Origin of the sequence: Amycolatopsis sp. La24 (assembly GCF_029087445.1) — a bacterium.
GTDB classification, from domain to species: Bacteria; Actinomycetota; Actinomycetes; order Mycobacteriales; family Pseudonocardiaceae; genus Amycolatopsis; species Amycolatopsis nivea.
Genome location: NZ_JARACH010000005.1, coordinates 56,606 through 72,717 on the forward strand (window position 1 = coordinate 56,606; position 16,112 = coordinate 72,717).

At 72.0% G+C, this 16,112-nt stretch carries 15 protein-coding genes; 6 read left to right on the top strand and 9 right to left on the bottom strand.

Features of this window, described 5'->3' with window-relative positions:
- Positions 1 to 26 precede the first annotated feature (26 nt).
- The 3 genes from PUT80_RS08400 to PUT80_RS08410 all read left to right on the top strand — a co-directional run bounded on the left by PUT80_RS08400 (position 27) and on the right by PUT80_RS08410 (position 2,554).
- Complete coding sequence (locus PUT80_RS08400) at positions 27 to 1,454, top strand: ATP-binding protein (RefSeq protein ID WP_051166275.1); 1,428 nt, start codon at positions 27 to 29, stop codon at positions 1,452 to 1,454.
- Between the two features lie 16 nt (positions 1,455 to 1,470).
- Positions 1,471 to 2,151 (top strand): response regulator transcription factor, encoded by a 681-nt coding sequence (locus tag PUT80_RS08405; protein ID WP_037365780.1) that lies wholly within the window; start codon positions 1,471 to 1,473, stop codon positions 2,149 to 2,151.
- A gap of 112 nt (positions 2,152 to 2,263) precedes the next feature.
- A complete protein-coding gene (locus PUT80_RS08410; RefSeq protein WP_143271428.1) occupies positions 2,264 to 2,554 on the top strand; it encodes a hypothetical protein in 291 nt (96 codons plus the stop codon).
- A gap of 134 nt (positions 2,555 to 2,688) precedes the next feature.
- Here the strand turns inward: PUT80_RS08410 and PUT80_RS08415 are convergent, their stop codons facing one another.
- Positions 2,689 to 3,408: a glutamine amidotransferase gene (locus PUT80_RS08415; RefSeq protein WP_037365785.1), complete on the bottom strand. Its 720-nt coding sequence runs from the start codon at positions 3,406 to 3,408 to the stop codon at positions 2,689 to 2,691.
- Entirely contained in the window at positions 3,398 to 4,663 is a 1,266-nt protein-coding gene (locus PUT80_RS08420) for a MurT ligase domain-containing protein (RefSeq protein WP_037365787.1), read from the bottom strand. Before PUT80_RS08420 ends, PUT80_RS08415 begins: the two co-directional genes overlap by 11 nt.
- A gap of 135 nt (positions 4,664 to 4,798) precedes the next feature.
- Between PUT80_RS08420 and PUT80_RS08425 the strand changes: the two genes are divergently transcribed.
- Complete coding sequence (locus tag PUT80_RS08425) at positions 4,799 to 5,512, top strand: response regulator transcription factor (RefSeq protein WP_037365789.1); 714 nt, start codon at positions 4,799 to 4,801, stop codon at positions 5,510 to 5,512.
- A gap of 23 nt (positions 5,513 to 5,535) precedes the next feature.
- On the opposite strand, the gene PUT80_RS08430 is transcribed toward PUT80_RS08425, so the two are convergent.
- The 5 genes from PUT80_RS08430 to PUT80_RS08450 form a co-directional block, all read right to left on the bottom strand.
- Positions 5,536 to 6,285 (bottom strand): membrane protein, encoded by a 750-nt coding sequence (locus PUT80_RS08430; RefSeq protein WP_037365790.1) that lies wholly within the window; start codon positions 6,283 to 6,285, stop codon positions 5,536 to 5,538.
- A 130-nt stretch (positions 6,286 to 6,415) separates the two neighbouring features.
- A complete protein-coding gene (locus tag PUT80_RS08435) occupies positions 6,416 to 9,076 on the bottom strand; it encodes an FtsX-like permease family protein (protein WP_037365791.1) in 2,661 nt (886 codons plus the stop codon).
- Positions 9,073 to 9,807 carry an ABC transporter ATP-binding protein gene (locus PUT80_RS08440; RefSeq protein WP_051166276.1) on the bottom strand — a complete coding sequence of 245 codons (735 nt, stop codon included), beginning with the start codon at positions 9,805 to 9,807 and terminating at the stop codon, positions 9,073 to 9,075. Before PUT80_RS08440 ends, PUT80_RS08435 begins: the two co-directional genes overlap by 4 nt.
- Positions 9,804 to 10,466, bottom strand: coding sequence for an ABC transporter ATP-binding protein (locus PUT80_RS08445; protein ID WP_037365793.1), 663 nt, complete (start codon positions 10,464 to 10,466; stop codon positions 9,804 to 9,806). The genes PUT80_RS08440 and PUT80_RS08445 overlap by 4 nt, the downstream gene beginning before the upstream one ends.
- Positions 10,466 to 11,065: a hypothetical protein gene (locus PUT80_RS08450; RefSeq protein ID WP_101437983.1), complete on the bottom strand. Its 600-nt coding sequence runs from the start codon at positions 11,063 to 11,065 to the stop codon at positions 10,466 to 10,468. The genes PUT80_RS08445 and PUT80_RS08450 overlap by 1 nt, the downstream gene beginning before the upstream one ends.
- Before the next feature lie 235 nt (positions 11,066 to 11,300).
- Here PUT80_RS08450 and PUT80_RS08455 point away from each other — a divergent pair, with 235 nt between their 5' ends.
- Complete coding sequence (locus PUT80_RS08455) at positions 11,301 to 12,644, top strand: HAMP domain-containing sensor histidine kinase (RefSeq protein ID WP_081655250.1); 1,344 nt, start codon at positions 11,301 to 11,303, stop codon at positions 12,642 to 12,644.
- Between the two features lie 169 nt (positions 12,645 to 12,813).
- On the opposite strand, the gene PUT80_RS08460 is transcribed toward PUT80_RS08455, so the two are convergent.
- Positions 12,814 to 13,164: a metalloregulator ArsR/SmtB family transcription factor gene (locus tag PUT80_RS08460; RefSeq protein ID WP_037365795.1), complete on the bottom strand. Its 351-nt coding sequence runs from the start codon at positions 13,162 to 13,164 to the stop codon at positions 12,814 to 12,816.
- Between the two features lie 51 nt (positions 13,165 to 13,215).
- Between PUT80_RS08460 and PUT80_RS08465 the strand changes: the two genes are divergently transcribed.
- On the top strand, positions 13,216 to 14,577 hold the full coding sequence (locus tag PUT80_RS08465; protein ID WP_037365796.1) for an MFS transporter: 1,362 nt from the start codon (positions 13,216 to 13,218) through the stop codon (positions 14,575 to 14,577).
- A gap of 120 nt (positions 14,578 to 14,697) precedes the next feature.
- On the opposite strand, the gene PUT80_RS08470 is transcribed toward PUT80_RS08465, so the two are convergent.
- Complete coding sequence (locus tag PUT80_RS08470; protein WP_037365829.1) at positions 14,698 to 16,095, bottom strand: ABC transporter substrate-binding protein; 1,398 nt, start codon at positions 16,093 to 16,095, stop codon at positions 14,698 to 14,700.
- Between the last annotated feature and the right edge of the window lie 17 nt (positions 16,096 to 16,112).

Genomic DNA, 16,112 nt, shown 5'->3' on the forward strand with positions numbered 1-16,112 from the left:
TGGTGTGTCGCGGTTATGCTCGGCAGATGAGGCCGAGTGCCTGCATTCGCGAATGCGTGGCGCGGGCCGGTGTTCGACGGTGGAGCAGCATCATCGCTATCGGCATTCTCGCGCTGGGCATGATCACGGCCGGCGTCGCCGTGCTGGCGTTGCTGAACCGCTCGCTCGTGTCGGGCGCCACCGATACCGCGTCGGCCAAAGCCCGGAATGTCGCCGCCGCGCTCGCCGCGGGCGGCCCGGTCGCTGAACCGGCGCTCACGGCGACGCCCGGGGAAACGGCGGCCGTGCAGATTCTCGACGCCGGCGGGCGGGTGGTGCGGTCGAGTGCCGAACTGGCCGGCGAGCCGCCGATCCTGACCGGCCTGCCGCCGGCCGGCGGCGAGGCGGTCGCCACCGTCGCGTTGCCGTTGGGGCAGAACAATGCCGAATACCGGGTGGTGGCGGTCAGCTCCGCCGGCTACACCGTGGTCGCGGCCCAGTCGCTCGAAGGCGCCCGGACGGCCGTCGCGCGCCTGGCGGTATTGCTGGTCGCCGCTGCGGTTCCGTTGCTCGCCTTGGCGTGGCTGGCGGTCCACCTGGCGCTGGGAGCCGCGCTGGGACCGGTGGAGGCGATGCGCCGTACCGTCGCCGAGGTCTCGATGACAGACCTGGCGGTCCGGGTCCCCGTCCCGCGCGCGCAGGATGAGATCCAGCGCCTGGCCAGCACGCTCAATGCGATGCTGGCGCGGCTGGCCTCCGCGCAGGCAGCGCAGCGCCGGTTCGTCGCCGACGCCAGCCATGAGTTGCGTTCCCCGCTGTCGACGATCACGGCGACACTGGATTTGGCGGCGCGGCATCCGGGACGGATCACCATGGCGGAGCTCGTTGACATCAACGGCGCCGAGGCTGCCCGGCTGGGCGAGCTGGTGGACGACCTGCTGGTGCTCGCGCGCACGGACGACGGCAGTGACGCACCGCCCGCCGCCGACGTCGATCTGGACGATGTGGTCCGGGCCGAAGCCATCCGGCTGAAGTCGATCGGCGGGCTCACGATCGAGGCCCGGGTACGGCCGGCGCGGATCCGCGGCAATGCGGCACAGGTCGCGCGCGCTGTCCGCAATCTGACCGAGAATGCCCGCGAGCACGCGGAAAGCACCGTGCGGCTGGTTTGCCGGCGAGAGGGCCGGCTGGCGGTGGTCGAGGTGTCCGACGACGGCGCGGGCGTTCCGGCCGCGGAGCGGTCGCACGTGTTCGGCCGGTTCGTCCGGCTGGACGCGGAACGCGACCGGGGCCATGGGGGAGCAGGGCTCGGGTTGGCGATAGTCGCGGGAATCGCCGCGCGCCACGGCGGTCGCGCCCAGTGCCTCGCACCGCCGCCCGGTCGGCACGGCGCCTTCTTCAGAGTCGAATTCCCGGCCGCCGAGGAGGACCCGGGAGCCGCCGCCGCGCGGGTCGCGGACGAGACACCGGACTGAGCGAGAGGTCGAGACTATGCGTGTTCTGCTCGTGGAGGACGAACCGCGGCTGGCCGAATCCGTGCGCCGCAACCTGGTCGCGGACGGATTCGCGGTGGATGTGGCCGGCACCGGGCCCGACGGGTTGTGGGCGGCCAGGGAGCGTCCGTACGACATCGTGGTGCTGGACATCATGGTGCCCGGGCTGTCCGGCTACCGCGTGCTCGAGACGTTGCGCGCGGAGGGCAACTGGGTGCCGGTGGTCATGCTCACCGCCAAGGACGGCGAATACGACGAGGCGGACGCTTTCGACCTCGGCGCGGACGACTACCTGACCAAGCCGTTCTCCTATGTGGTTCTGCTGGCCCGGCTGCGCGCGCTGCTCCGCCGCGGTGCGCCGGCCCGCCCCAGCGTGCTGCGGGCAGGCGACCTGGTCCTCGATCCGGCGCGGCGTTCGGTGCGGCGAGCGGAGACGGAGATCGCTTTGACCCCAAGGGAATTCAGTCTCCTGGAGTACCTGATGCGCCGGCCGGGCGAGGCGCTGACGAAGCCGGACATCCTCGCCCACGTGTGGGACGCGCAGTACGACGGCGACGACAACGTGGTGGAGGTCTATGTCGGGTACCTCCGCCGGAAAATCGATGTTCCCTTCGGCAGGCAGACCATCGAGACGCTGCGCGGGATCGGCTACCGGCTGATCGACGACTCGCGGATCTGAGTCGCCGACGGTGTTTTCTCAGCTTCGTTCAGCGTGTGGCCAGCGTCCGCGTGCCAGCCTGCGGCAACGGTGCCCGGTAGCGGTCGCCGAAGTCACGACAGCAGGAGGAATCATGACGGGACGAGCACGATTGGCCGCGGGCGCGGCAGCGGCGGCGCTGCTGGCCGCCATGCTGGGCACAGCGGTCGCGTCCGCGGCCCCCAGCGCGCCGGCACCGGCCGCTGCGCCCGTTGCTCAGGTGCAACAGGCTGCGGCAGAGCCGCAGGCGGCGCCGGAGCAGCCGGGCGCGGAGGGGCCCGAAGCGACCGCCGAGCCGCACGGCGGCGCGGCGGAGGCCGACGGCCCGGGCGGGCATCAGGATCCCGCGGGCAATGCGGATCACCAGTTCCAGGGCCAGGAGTAGGCGTTCGGGCATCGCGCTGACCCCGTGCGGAGCGTGCGCACGGGGTCAGCGGCGACGGAGCGGGTGCCTGCCGGTCGACCTGGGCCGGCGGCAGCCGCTGTACGGCGCCGGATCAGGCATCGGCTGCCGTGCCGTCAGCGCCTACGCCGTGGGCGGGACAGCCGCTGCCGCCGGAGTTCGGCCAGGCCGGGCACCTCGAGCGGGCGCAACGGTGTGCCCACGGCCCAGCTCAAGAGCAGGTCGGCCAGCTCCGGGTTGCGCGCGAGCGCGGGTCCGTGCAGGTAGGTGCCGACGACGCGGCCCTGGACGGCTCCGTCGAAGCCGTCGCCGTTCCCGGTGCCGTGCTCGACCCGGCCGAGGGGTTGTGCCGCTGGGCCGAGCGTGGTGTGGCCTTGGTGATTTTCGAAGCCGGTCAACGCTTCCGTGAGCAAAGACGGAACGGGGCGAGTGCGGATCTCCCCGACCGCCCGGTCGCGGGCCGGTGCGGTGACGAGATCGAGCACGCCGATGCCGGTCCGGACCCGCCCGTGTCCGGTCGTGAATTCCCGTCCGAGCACCTGAAGCCCGGCGCACACGGCGAGCAGCGGCGCTCCCCGGCCGACGGCGCGGGCGAAGCCGGGTTGCCGGGCGAGGAAGTCGGCGGCCAGCGACTGCGCGGAGTCTTCGCCGCCGCCGATGACGTACAGGTCGAGCGAGTCGGCGACCTCGTCGTCGACGGTGATCGGGATGACCGCGGCGGGGAATCCCCGCCACTGCAGGCGTCGCTGGAGGATTTCGGCGTTCCCGCAATCCCCGTAGGTGCCCAGCAGATCGGGCAGCAACAGCCCGATGCGGACCGCGGACTCACCGGGCATGCGCCAGCCTCGCCGCCGCGTCGCGGAACGCCGTGTAGTTGCCGACCAGTTCGACCGGCCCGGGCGGGAGCGCCGCGACCGCGGCGAGCGGATCCGGCACGACGCGATGTGCGACTTCCGCGTAGCTCAGCCGGACCGACAGGTCCATGGCCCGGTCGCCCGAAGCGACGATCCGCCGTCCTCGCAATGCGCCGAACGCGACGTCCCACAACCATGACGGGTCTGTCCCGTCGGCTTCGCGCGCGTTGACCGCCAGCACGGCGGGGCTGGCGCCCGGCGCGAGAATCCGCAGCGTTTCCGCCCAGCCGGCCGGGTTCTTGGCCAGCAGCAAGCGAACCCGGCGTTCCCGGTAGCCGACGACGCGGTACCGGCCGTCGACTTGGTCGACCGCGCCGGCGGCGGCCGCGGCGGCGTCCAGCGGCACGCCGAGCGACGCCGCGGCCACGGCGGCGAAGGCGAGGTTGCCGGCGTTGGCCCGTCCGGGCAAGGCGGGAGCCAAGCGGACCCGCAATCCCTTCCGGTGCACGAGTTCGCCGTCGTCCAGGACCCAGGCGGGTTCCGGGCGGGCGAAGCCGCAGAAACACCGCCAGCCGCCAAATGCTTCGCGCACCGCGCTCCCGCAGCGCGGGCAGGACGCGCTGTCGCCTCGCCAGGAGTTGCCTGCCGAAAGCCACACCGGATTCGCGGCAGCCATCGCCGCGGAGGCGGCAAGGGGGTCGTCGCAGTTGGCGATGACCATTGTGGACGGACCGGCGGCGAAGGCGGCGCGCAGGACATTCTCGGTGCGCCGGACCTCGCCGGTCCGGTCGAGCTGGTCGCGGCTGAGGTTCAGCAGGACGACCGCGGCCGGGGTCGTTTCGGCCAGCACGGCGGGGAGGTGGTTTTCGTCGACCTCGAGTGCCGCGTACCGGGCCGTCGGGCTGGCGGCCAGCGCCGCGACCAGGCCGTCGGGCATGTTCGCGCCGCTGGCGTTGCACGCGACTCCGCCGAACGGCCGCAGCGCGGCGGCGAGCAGGCAGGTCGTGGTGGACTTGCCGTTCGTCCCGGTGACCAGCACCACCTCCCGGTCCCGGCACAGATGGGCCAGCGCCGCCGGCTGGAGCGCCAAGCTGACCCGGCCTCCGATGATGCCGCCGCGGCCGAGGCCGGCGGCGCGGGAGGCCCGGGCGGCCGCGTTGCCGGCGGCGACCGCCGCCCTCGTCCGGACCGGGAGGGACGGCCGGGTTCCGCGGCTGGGCCGATTCAGGACCGTCATAGTCGCCACGGTAGGAACGCGCGGGGAGAAAACCGTCAAGGCAGAGGTTAGCGCAACGCAAAACCTGGCTGGTTCACCCGGGAGAGGCCGCCCGTACCGGCCTTCCGGCGGGAATCCGATGGCTAAGCTCGGGGCATGGCGGAGCTGCTGGTGGTCGAGGACGACGACACGATCGGGCGGACCCTGCAGACGAGCCTGCACCAGCACGGCCATCGGGTGGCGTGGCACCGGTCCGCCCGGGCGGCCCTGCGCGAAGCGCGGCTGCACGAGTTCGAACTGGCTTTGCTCGACCTCGGCCTGCCGGACCTGGACGGGGTCGAATTGTGCCGGGAACTGCGAGTCGTCCAGCCGGGCTGCGTGCTGGTGATTCTCACCGCGCGGCAGGAAGAGATGGACGTCGTCGTCGGACTGGAGGCCGGTGCCGACGACTACCTGACGAAGCCGGTCCGGCTCACCGAACTGCACGCCCGGATCCGGGCGCATCTGCGCCGGGGCGCGGCGCCGGCGGACAACCGGGCCGTCCTCGCGGTCGGGCCGCTCCAGGTCGACCGGGCGGCTCGCCGGGCGACCGTGTCCGGACACGAGATTCCGTTGCGGGCCAAGGAATTCGACCTGCTCGCGCGGCTGGCGGCCGAACCCGGGGCGGCGGTCAGCCGCACGACGCTGATGGCCGACGTGTGGGACGCGCACTGGTTCGGCTCCACCAAGACCCTCGACGTCCACGTCGCCGCGCTGCGGCGCAAGCTCGAGGACGCGGCCGGGCCGGCGGAGGCTCCCGCCATCACGACTCTGCGCGGCCACGGCTATCGGCTCGAACAGCCCCAAGCCGACCGCGATCCGGACGGCTGAGCACCCCGCCGGACCCGTCCGCGTCACGCGGCGAGGCCGGCGAGCCGGATCTGCCGTTGCTGCCAGGCGGTGTAGCCGATCAACGCGACCAGGACCGATCCGAGCAGGACCGAGGCTCCGACGGTGCCGTAGCCCATCCCGCCCGCGGAGACCGGTTTGCTGACGAAGTCGCCCGCCGACGCGCCCAGCGGCCGGGTCAGGACGAAAGCGATCCAGAACAGCAGGGTCCGCGAGATCGGGGTCGTCCGCATCGCCAGGAGCGCGAGCAGCAGGACCGCGGTGATCACCAGGGCGGTGCCGCCGAAGCCGAGGCCGGAATCGTCGGCGAGGAAGTCCCCGAGCGACGTGCCGAGCGTGTTGGAGAGCAGGATCGCCGTCCAGTACAGCAATTCGCCCTTGAACGTGGCGATGGTCTGCACGTCGAACGAGTAGCCGGTGGACTTCCAGATCGCGAACACGGCGAGCAGCGCGGTCACCAGGACCAGCGCGCCGGCGGCGTAGCCGAGGCCCGCGGTCCGGTTCATGAAGTCGGACATCGTCGTTCCGGCTGTGCTGGTGGCGAGGATGACCGTCCAGTAGAGCGCCGGGCGGAAGGTCTTCACCGCCAGCTGGGTCGCCAGGCTGGCGACGAAGACCGTGACGAGGATGGCCGAGCTTGCCAGGTAACCGACGCGCAGGGTCTGGGCGAGCAGATCGCCGGCGGTCTCGCCGAGCGTCGTGGCCGCGATCTTCATGATCCAGAAGACCGCGGTGATCGGGGGAAGCTTGTTCATGATCGTCAGTGAAGCGTGCCGCCGGCCGGTTTCGCCGGTGCGTCAGCCCATCCGGTGACGGGTTCGGAGCGAGATTTTGCCGTGGTCTAACGTAATTCCGACACCGCGGGCGGCCGCGCGAGACGGGGCGTCAGAGTTCATGGAGCACCGCGATCGGGGACCGCCGGGCGATTCTGACCGTGACGGCGGCGACCACGGCGAGCGCCGCGACAGCGGTCGCGCCGACCGCGACGAGGTAGCTCCACGGCACCGTGAGTGCGGCCGGAGGCGGATCGAACACCCCGGTCAGCACTTTCACCAGCAGGTGCGAAAGGGCCCAGCCGGCGAGGCCTCCGGCGAGGAGGCCGCCGGCGCCGAGCACGAGCACCTCGCCGAGCACGAACGAGCGCAGCTGGCGAGGAGTCGCGCCGAGTGCGCCGGCGATCGCGAAGGAGCGGCGTCGTTCGGCGAGCCCGAGCGCGAGGACCAGGCCGCCCGCGGCGGCGGCGAGCACGAGCGCGAATCCGAGTTCGACTCGGGTCAGGCCCGCGAGGTCGACCGCGGTCAGGCTGGAGCCGACGGTGGCGCGGGTGTGCGCGATGTCGGTCACGGTCGCGGCCGGACCGAGCCGGTCCTGGAGCCGGCGGGCCACCGCGGTGGTGTTCTGCCCGCCGGTGTCGACCAGGAACGCTCCGACGGCGTCGCTGCCGGTGTGCTGGGCGACATAGGCGGCGTTGGCGACGAAGAAGCTGTCCTTGGGCGCGGTCGGGAATTCCTTCACCACGCCCGCGTAATGGAAGGCCACCGTGGTGAATTGTTTTGTCCGTCCGTCCTGCAGCCGGAGATTGAGCAGATCGCCGGGGCTCAGCTGGAAGTCTTTGACGGTCTCGGCGCTCACGAGGATGGCGTCGGGCTGTGCGGCGAGCCGCTGCATCAGTTCCCGGGCGGTGCCGCCCTGGAAATAGGCGTCCTGCAGAGCGGTCACCGTGGTGATGCTGTCCGGCCGCACGCCGTAGAGGTCTTGCAGATCCGCTCCGACGTAGGCGAAGCGATGCTGGACGGGTTCGACACCGCGCACGCCGGGGGTGGCGGCGATCGGGCCGGCCGCGGATGGCCCGGCCGAAGTTCCAGGCGATTCGGTGACCGTGACGTCGGCGCCGTTGGTCAGCTGCGCGTCGGCCTCGGCCTGGGCCTGGTAGGTCGCGTTGAACGTCGCGGTGGACGCGGCGAACGAGAGCGCCAGCGCCAGCAGCACGATGGCGTGCGCGAGCAGCCGCCGCTGGCGCGCCAGCGAGCCCGCCACGACATTCGCCAGCGAGCCGGCGAAGGGCCGGAGGCCGCGGCCCAGGAGACGGCGGCCGGGGCCGAGCAAGAGCTCTGCCAATCGCCACGCGAGCAGCCCGGAGCCGAGCCAGAACAGCGCGGGCGAAGCGAACGCCCAGTACGACACTGAAATGGCCGGCACGCCTTCCGGCGCCAGCACCAGTTGGTAGCCGGTCCGGCTCGTCAGCCAGAACACGACCGCGGCGGCGGCGAGCAGGAGCACATCGAGGCCGTACCGGCTCCAGGCCGGCCGCTCGCGGCGCGTCAGGGCGGCCCGCCCCGAGGCCACTGTGGTCCCGCGCAGGTCGCGCCAGGCCGGAGCGAGCACCGTCAGTCCGGCGATGGCCAGCCCGGAGAGAACGGCGGCGACGGACCAGCCGGTCGCGTCCGCCCCGCTCGCCCCGAACCGCGCCGATCCGAAAGCCGTCAACCCGATCAAGGCGGCAGCGGCGGCGCCGACGACCGACCCAGCTGCGCCGACGAGGAGGGCCTCCGCCGCGGCCAAGCGCAGCAGTTGCCGGCCGGTCGCGCCACGCGCGCGCAGGAGAGCTTGCTCGCGCCGGCGGCGAGGGGCGCCCGCGGCCACGGCCACGGCCGTCAGGAGGCCCGCGAGGACTGCTCCCGGGAGCCCGAGAAACAGGAACAGCACCCGCGCGTAGGCGGCATCGGAGCGCGCCGCGTCCAGGGCGGCGCCGAGGTTGTTGCCTACGACGGCAGTGCCGGCGGAGCGGGCCTCGACATTGTGTGCCGCGCCCACGACCTGGGTGTAGGCGGTTGCCGGGTCGGCGGGAAGCGAGCGGTTCAGCGCGGCGTGGATCTGGGTGGTCACCAGGTCCGGGCGGGCCGCGGCGAGCGGGTCGAACAAGGCGTGCCACGCGCCGCTGCCGAGGATGAGGACGTTGTCCGGGGGCGCGGAGGGCTGCGCGCCTGCCGGGGCGCCGACCTTCTGGAACAGGGAATCCGCTTGCGGAAGGTCGACGACCTCGGTGACGCGGACGCTGACCGGGGGCAGCCCCGCCCGTCCGAGCTGGATGACATCGCCGGGTTTGGCGTGCAGGTTCGCGGCGGTCTGCTGGGCCAGTGCGACTCCGTGATCGGCTCCGGCCAGAGTGCGCACCGCGCCGGGGAAATCACCGCGGTAGGAGCCGGGCAGCCCGAGCACCACCCCGGGTCCGGTCGTCTGGGCGGTCCCGCCGCCGGATGCCGACATGCCGGTTGTCCGCGCGAATCCCACCGTGTCCGAGCGCAGCACCCCCGGCCCGTTCCGGACGAGGTCGCGGACGGAGGCGGGGTTCGCGCCGGCGCGCACCTCGACCTGCCAGTCCACGGCGACGCCGCGGGCGGCGCGGCCGGTCATCGAACCCTGTGCGGCGGCGAGGAAACTGCCGAGGGACACCAGCAGCGCGACGGCGACCGCGATGCCGCCGGCCGTCGCGCCGAGGCGGACCCCTCGGCGGCGCACCAAGCCGGAAATCCAATGCCGGATCATCGAGTCTCTCCGTTTCGCTCGGCAAGGCCGGGATCGGCCGCGCCGTGGAGCCGGCCGTCGCGCATCGTCCATTCCTGCCCCAGCCGGGCGGCCACGAACGGGTCGTGCGTCGCGACGACCAGCGCGGCGCCCAGTTCGTCGGCCGTGGCGGCCAGGACCGTCATGACCCGTTCGGCGGACTCGTGGTCGAGCTGGCCGGTGGGTTCGTCGGCGACGATCAGCAGCGGGCGGGCGGCCAGCACCCGCGCGACCGCGACCCGCTGCGCCTGCCCGCCGGACAGCTCGTCCGGCAGCTTGCCTCCCAGGTCGTCGATCGCCAGCCGGCCGAGTGCGGACCGGGCACGGCGGAAGGCCTCGTCCTCGGGCTCTCCGGCCAGCAGAAGCGGCAGCGCCACGTTCTCGGTCGCGTCCAGCGCGGGCAGCAGACTGGGACCCTGGAAGACGACTCCGACCTCGGTGGCTCGGTGGTGCAGATCCGGCCACTCGACGGTGCCCGCGGTGGGCCGGTCGATCCCGGCGATCAGGTGCAGCAGAGTGGATTTGCCCGATCCGGACGGCCCGGTGACCGCCAGCCGCAGGCCCGGGCGGATCCGGCAGGTGATGCCGTGCACCGCCACGACGGCGGTCGGCCCCTTTCCGTAGGTACGGGCGACATCCCGGCATTCGGCCAATATCCCCGGTTCGCGGTCGGCGCGGCCGAATCGCGTCGCGGGCGCGGTGTCGCCGGTCATTCGCATACCTTTCCGTCGTCGAGCCGGACCGTCCGGTGCGCGAACGCGCTCACCGCCGGGCTGTGACTGGCGACCACCACCGCCGTCCCGTCGTGTGCTGTCTCGGCCAGCAGTTCGAGGATCCGGTGTTCCGTCGTGCTGTCCAGTTCGCCGGTGGGTTCGTCGGCCAGCACCACGGCCGGCGTGTTGGCCAGGGCGACCGCGAGGCCCGCCCGGGCGAGTTCGCCGCCGGAAAGCTGGCTGGGGTAAGCACGATCCCGATCCGCGATGCCCAATGCGGACAGAAGCGCGCCCGGGTCGCGCGCGGCGCGCCGGCCGGCGAGGCGCTGTGCCACCACCACGTTGCCCGCTACGGTGAGGTGCTCCAGGAGATTGCCGTTCTGGAACAGCATCCCGATCCGGCGGGAGCGCAGCCTGGCCCGCACCGGCTCCGGCTGGTGGCTGATCCGGCTGCCGGCGACGTGCACGCTGCCGCCGTCCGGATCGTCCATGCCGGCCAGGCAGGCGAGCAGAGTGGACTTTCCCGATCCGGAAGGTCCGGTCACCGCGACGATCTCGCCGCTTTCGACGGCGAGGGAAACCCCTTTGAGCGCCAGGGTTTCCTCCTCGCCCGAGCGGTAGAAGCGATACAGCTGGCGCGCGTGCAGCGGCGCTGCCATCACATCCACCGCACCGAGTCGGTGATCGTGCGCCACGGATCGACGTTGTCCGCCCCTTTGGGGCCGCTCAGCGTGAGGACCAGTTCTTCGCCGTTGTTCCAGAATTCGTACCGCTCCACCGAGTCAGCGACCGATTTCCCGGTGACCGGGTCCGGTGGCGAGTCGGCCTGGTAGGTGATCAGGACCGCGTTTCCCGCCTTGCGCGCGACGGTGCTGACGGACCCGGCGACGTAGCCGCGGCTGCCGGTGCGGATGGCGGGCAATTCCTCCGCGGTCGCCGACCCGGTGGTGGGGGCTTGCGGGCGGGCGGTGGTTTCGACGCGGACGCTGTTGAATTTGTCGGTGAACAACGCGGAATTGCCTGCTGTGCTTCGTGCCCAGCCCTCCGGAACCGACACGGTGAATCGGTGGTCTGGCGTGGTGAGCGGGACGTACACCTGGTTGTCGGGAATGTCGCCCGCCGGATTGGCCTCCGGGGCATTCGGGGCGGGCGAAGCACCCGGGGATGCCGGGCTGTTCGCTGAGGAACACGCACCCAGTGCCAGTGCCGCGGCGAGCGACGCGACAACGATTCCGGCGTGACCGGTCGTGCGTTTCATTGCGGTTTCCCTCCCACGGCGACTGGTGCGAGGACGACGCTAGAGAGGGGCGCGAAAGGCCTTCGGCTCGTTTCGGCCAGCGCACGGCAAAATTCCGCGGGCCGCGGCCTCCCGTTTCCCGCCGGAGCGGCCGCCGGTTAGCGGACGGCAAACGAACCGCCTCGCGAACGCACGATGGCCGGAGCGGCTGCACACTGGACGCCGAGGGCGCGCGCCCGCCGCCGAAGGAGCCGTTGTGCGCAAGCGAATCATCCTGTTGACCGTGCTGGCCGGCGTGCTGGCGATCAGCTTGTTCGGCTTGCCGCTCGCGGTCGGCGTCGCCCGCTACTACCTCGACGACGAGCGTGCCGAGCTGGAACGGCTTGCCGACTCGGCGGCCTTGTCCGTCTCGGCGCAGGTGATCCGGCACGATCTGCCCGACCGGCTCCCGGCCGCGGAGGCGAACACCTCGCTGGCTCTCTACAACCCGTCCGGGGACCGGCTGGCCGGAGGCGGACCCGCGCGGCTCGAAGCGGCGGGCTCGGCGATCCGGGCGAACGAAGTGATCGCCGACGACACCGGGACGGACCTGGTCGCCATCGTTCCGATCACCGATGCCGGGACGGTCGTCGGCATGGTGCGCGCCGCGACCCCGCACAGCGAGGTGGATCGGCGCACTGCGCTGACGTGGCTGGGCATGGGCGGCCTGGCGGTGGTGGCGCTGGCCGCCACCTGGCTTGTCGCGCACCGCCTGTCGGTCCGGCTGGCCGCGCCGCTCGAAGAGCTGTCCACCAGCGCTGCGCGGCTCGGCGACGGGGACTTCACCGTGCGGACCCGCCGGTCCCGCATTCCCGAGATCGACCGGGCGGGCATCGCACTGGACACGACCGCTGGGCGCATCGGGGACATCCTCGCCCGTGAGCGGGCGTTCTCCGCGGACGCTTCGCACCAGTTGCGCACCCCGCTCGCCGGTCTGCAGATGCAACTCGAGGTCGCGCTGGAGAGCCCGGACCCGGCGTTGCGCCCGGCTGTCACCGCCGCGCTGGAGACGACCTACCGGCTCGACCGCACCATCCGCGACCTGCTCGCCCTCGCCCGCGATGCCCATCCCGGCACCGAACTCGTCGAGGTGAAGACCGCGCTCGCCGAGTTCCGGCAGGATTGGCACGGTCTGCTGGCCGCGCAAGGCCGGGTCTTGCTGTTGCGAGATCCTCTCGACCTCGCGGAGACCCGCGTCTCGGCTCTCGCGACCCGCCAAGCCATGACCGTGCTGCTGGACAACGCCTCCCGGCACGGCCGGGGCACGGTCACCGTCACCGTCCGAGACATGGGAGAAGCCATCGCTTTCGACGTGACCGACGAAGGACCGGGTCTCGCCTCGGATGCCGATCCTTTCCGGCGGCGGTCCGACTCCGCCGCCGGGCACGGGATCGGCCTCGCTCTCGCCCGCAGCCTGGCGGAAGCCGAAGGGGGCCGGCTGCTGCTGGGACGGCCGGCGCCGCCGACCTTCACCCTGCTGCTGCCGGTGCGGCGCGGCGATGCGACCGGCAGGGAGAACGACGATCGGCAGGCCCACGCCGCGCTCGACCTGGACCGCTGACGCTGGCCTTCGAGCTGTTCGCGTGACAGGCCGAGCCGTCGAGCGTCGGCGGCAGGCCGCACACTCGCACCCCGAGTGCACGGCCGGCCTCGGGTGGCGTTCGAGCGGGCGAAGAAGCGGACGAGGTAGCGGAACCTCGCGTCGGCCGGCGGCACGCACCGCCTCCGGGCTAGTCGTGGTCCGGGATGCTGTGCAGGTGGTGGTCGGCGGCGTTCATGGCCTCGGCCAGGAGGCGTCGCACGTGGCCGCCGCGGGCGCGGTAGAGGGCGCGGCGCCCGTCCCGGCGCAGTTCGACGAGCCCGGCCAGGCGGAGCTTGGCCAGGTGCTGGGAAACCGACGGCCGGGCGATGCCGACTGCCGCGGCCAGCGACGCGACGTCGTATTCGTCGCCGCTGAGCAGCCACAGCATCCGCAGCCGGCCAGGTTCGGCGAGCATCCGCAGCGCGGTAGACGCGGTTTCGACCAGTTCGGCAGGCGGCAGCTGGGTCCATTGGACACCAGGTTCATCATGTGCGTACATGTGCACCTATCATGGGAGGCAGTCCTCGTCGGGTAGTAGGAGTGTGCCGCTGTGTTGTCGTTGTTCGGCCGCCGGGACTATCGGCACCTGTTCGGGGCGCAGCTGGTGGCGTTGTTCGGGACCGGGTTGACCACGGTCGCGCTCGGGCTGCTGGCATATCAACTGGCGGGTGCGGACGCGGGCGCGGTGCTGGGCACCGCGCTGGCGATCAAGATGGTCGCTTACGTGACGGTGGCTCCGGTCGCGGGCGCGTATGCGGACCGGGTCCCGCGGCGGGTGCTGCTGGTCTGCCTGGATCTGGTGCGGGCCCTGGTGGTGCTGGCGCTGCCGTTCGTCGACCAGGTGTGGCAGATCTACGTGCTGATCGTCGTGCTGCAGTCGGCGTCGGCCGCGTTCACTCCGACGTTCCAGGCCGTGCTGCCGGACATCCTGCCCGACGAACGCGATTACACGCGGGCGTTGTCGGCATCGCAGCTGGCCTCGACGATGGAGAGCCTGCTGTCTCCGATGCTGGCCGCGGCCCTGCTGAGCGCGGTGTCGTTCCATTGGCTGTTCACCGGCACGTCGGCGGGGTTCCTGGCGTCCGCTGCTCTGGTCGTGACCACGCGGATCCCGGACGCGGCTCGCAGCGGGCGCGGCGGCGTGTGGGAGCGGACCCTGGCCGGGATGCGGATCTACGCCGCGACGCCGCGGCTGCGGGGCGTGCTCGGGCTGAATCTGGTCGTGGCGGCGGTCGGGGCGATCGTGATGGTCAACACCGTCAACTACGTCCAGGGCGAACTCGGCCGATCGCAGGCCGACGTCGCCTGGCTGCTGGCCGGCAACGGCGTCGGCACGATGGCGGTCGCGCTGCTGGTGCCGAAGTTGCTCCGCCGGGCCGGTGAGCGCGCTGTCATGTTCGCCGGCGCCGCGGGGCTTCTCGCCGCGGTCGCCGGCGCGGTCGCGCTGTCCACGGCGGACGCCGGCGGCTGGCGCTGGCCGGTCGCATTGGTCGTGTGGGCGGTCGTCGGCGCGGGGACCGGGCTGGTCCTGACACCGGCGGGCCGGGTGCTGCGGCGGTCGAGCGCACCGGTTGACCGCCCGGCTGTCTTCGCCGCGCAGTTCTCGCTGTCGCACGCGTGCTGGCTGCTCGCCTACCCGATCGCGGGATGGCTGGCCACCGGCGCGGGGTTCACCGCGGCCTGGATCGTGCTCGCTGCTCTCGCCGCGGTGGGCGCGGTGGCCGCGGCCCGCGTGTGGCCGCGGCGAGATCCTGCGCTGGTCGAGCACACGCACGACGCGAGTACTGACCCCGAGCACCTCGCCGATGCGGTCGAGGGCGAGGACGGGCTGTGGCGGCACCGCCACGCGTTCGTCATCGACGGCCGGCACCGCCGCTGGCCGGTCTCGGCCGGTCGGCCGGATCAGGAGTGAGCGGCGGGACGCGCCGGTGACGGCCGAGGTCGATCATCAGCGCGCCGAGCCGGGCACCCGGCTCGGCGCCCACGGGACCGAAGCCGAGCAGCAGGGACGCGCCGCGGGCCGGGGGAGGGGTCAGCCGCCGAGCTTGGCGTTGTAGTCGGCGATCTGCTTGGCTGCCTTGTTCTCGGCGTCGGTGAGGGCTTGTTTGGCGTCCTGGCCTTGGAGCACCGCGGCCTGGAGGGCTTGTTCGACGTCTTTGCGGATGTCCGGCATCACGCCGACCGAGCAGCCCTGGGTGGCGGGGGTCAGCTTGGTGGCCTCAAGCTGTCGGATCGCTGTCGCGAACTGCGGTTTCTGGGCGACCCACTGCTGGTCGGCCGGTTCCCGCAGGGCGGCTTTGCTGATGGGGAAGTAGCCGGTCGAGGTGTGCCAGGCGACCTGGGTTTGCTTCCCGGCGAGGAACTTCACCAGTTCCCAGGACGCGCGCTCGCGGGCGGCGTCGCCGGAGTTGATCGTCCACAGGGAGGCTCCGCCGATGATGGGGCCGCCGGTGTCGGTGGCGTTGACCTTCGGGAAGAAGCCGGTGGACACGGTGAACGGGTTCTTCGCGGCGGCGGCGCCCTTGGTGAACTGGCCGAGCGAGCCGGTGGACTCCAGTCCGATCGCGACGGTGCCGGAGCTGAACGCGTTGTCCCCGTTGTCGGTGTTGCTGTCCAGTTTCATGGCCAGGCCCTCGTTGACCATCTGCTGCCACCACCGCAGCAGCTTGATGGTGGTGCCGGTGGCCAGGGTCGCCTTGCCGGCGCGGCCGGTGCGGCCGTTCTCGGAGTCGCAGACGGTCTGGTTCGCGATCGCGTTCCATTGCTCGACGAACCAGCCGTAGAGGGTCGCGCCGAAGCCGTATCGCACGGTTTCGCCCGAGGTGGCCTTGATCTTGCGCGCGTCCGCGGTGATCTCGTCGAGTGTCGCGGGCGGCTTGCCGGGGTCGAGGCCGGCTTTCGCGAAGGCCTCCCGGTTGAGGTAGAGCAGCGGCATGGAGGTGTTGAACGGCATCGAGTACAGCTTGTTGTCGACGGTGTAGTAGCCGGCGATGTTCGGCTGGATGTCGGACACGTCGTAGTGGTCGACGTCGATGAACGACTGCATCGGCACGATCGTCTTCGAGTCGATCATGTAGCGGGTGCCGATGTCGTACATCTGCATCAGGTCCGGCCGCTGCTGCGGGGAGGAGTTCTTGTACGCGGCCAGCGCGGTGTCGTACTGGCCCTTGTAGTTCAGGTTGACCTTGATCGTGCCGGCGTGCTGCTGGTTGAACTGGTCGACGAGCTTGCGCAACGTCTCGCCGTTGGTGCCGCTCATCGCGTGCCAGAAGTTGACGGTCACCTCGCCCTTGCCGTTCAGCGCGTCCGCGCCGGGCGCGGTGACCGAGCCGGGCGGGGGGCCGGCGTTGGTCGCCGACGAGCAGCCGGCCACAGCGGTGGCGAGGGCGAGCACGAAGGCCGCGATACCGCGGCGGTTCCGGTTCGGCACGGTGTTTTCCTTTCGTC

Coding starts and splice junctions, on each gene's coding strand:
- PUT80_RS08400 (WP_051166275.1), top strand. CDS start 27: ATGAGGCCGAGTGCCTGCATTCGCGAATGCGTGGCGCGGGCCGGTGTT.
- PUT80_RS08440 (WP_051166276.1), bottom strand. CDS start 9,807: ATGACCGGCGACACCGCGCCCGCGACGCGATTCGGCCGCGCCGACCGC.
- PUT80_RS08410 (WP_143271428.1), top strand. CDS start 2,264: ATGACGGGACGAGCACGATTGGCCGCGGGCGCGGCAGCGGCGGCGCTG.
- PUT80_RS08425 (WP_037365789.1), top strand. CDS start 4,799: ATGGCGGAGCTGCTGGTGGTCGAGGACGACGACACGATCGGGCGGACC.
- PUT80_RS08430 (WP_037365790.1), bottom strand. CDS start 6,285: ATGAACAAGCTTCCCCCGATCACCGCGGTCTTCTGGATCATGAAGATC.
- PUT80_RS08435 (WP_037365791.1), bottom strand. CDS start 9,076: ATGATCCGGCATTGGATTTCCGGCTTGGTGCGCCGCCGAGGGGTCCGC.
- PUT80_RS08415 (WP_037365785.1), bottom strand. CDS start 3,408: ATGCCCGGTGAGTCCGCGGTCCGCATCGGGCTGTTGCTGCCCGATCTG.
- PUT80_RS08445 (WP_037365793.1), bottom strand. CDS start 10,466: ATGGCAGCGCCGCTGCACGCGCGCCAGCTGTATCGCTTCTACCGCTCG.
- PUT80_RS08405 (WP_037365780.1), top strand. CDS start 1,471: ATGCGTGTTCTGCTCGTGGAGGACGAACCGCGGCTGGCCGAATCCGTG.
- PUT80_RS08460 (WP_037365795.1), bottom strand. CDS start 13,164: ATGTACGCACATGATGAACCTGGTGTCCAATGGACCCAGCTGCCGCCT.
- PUT80_RS08420 (WP_037365787.1), bottom strand. CDS start 4,663: ATGACGGTCCTGAATCGGCCCAGCCGCGGAACCCGGCCGTCCCTCCCG.
- PUT80_RS08450 (WP_101437983.1), bottom strand. CDS start 11,065: ATGAAACGCACGACCGGTCACGCCGGAATCGTTGTCGCGTCGCTCGCC.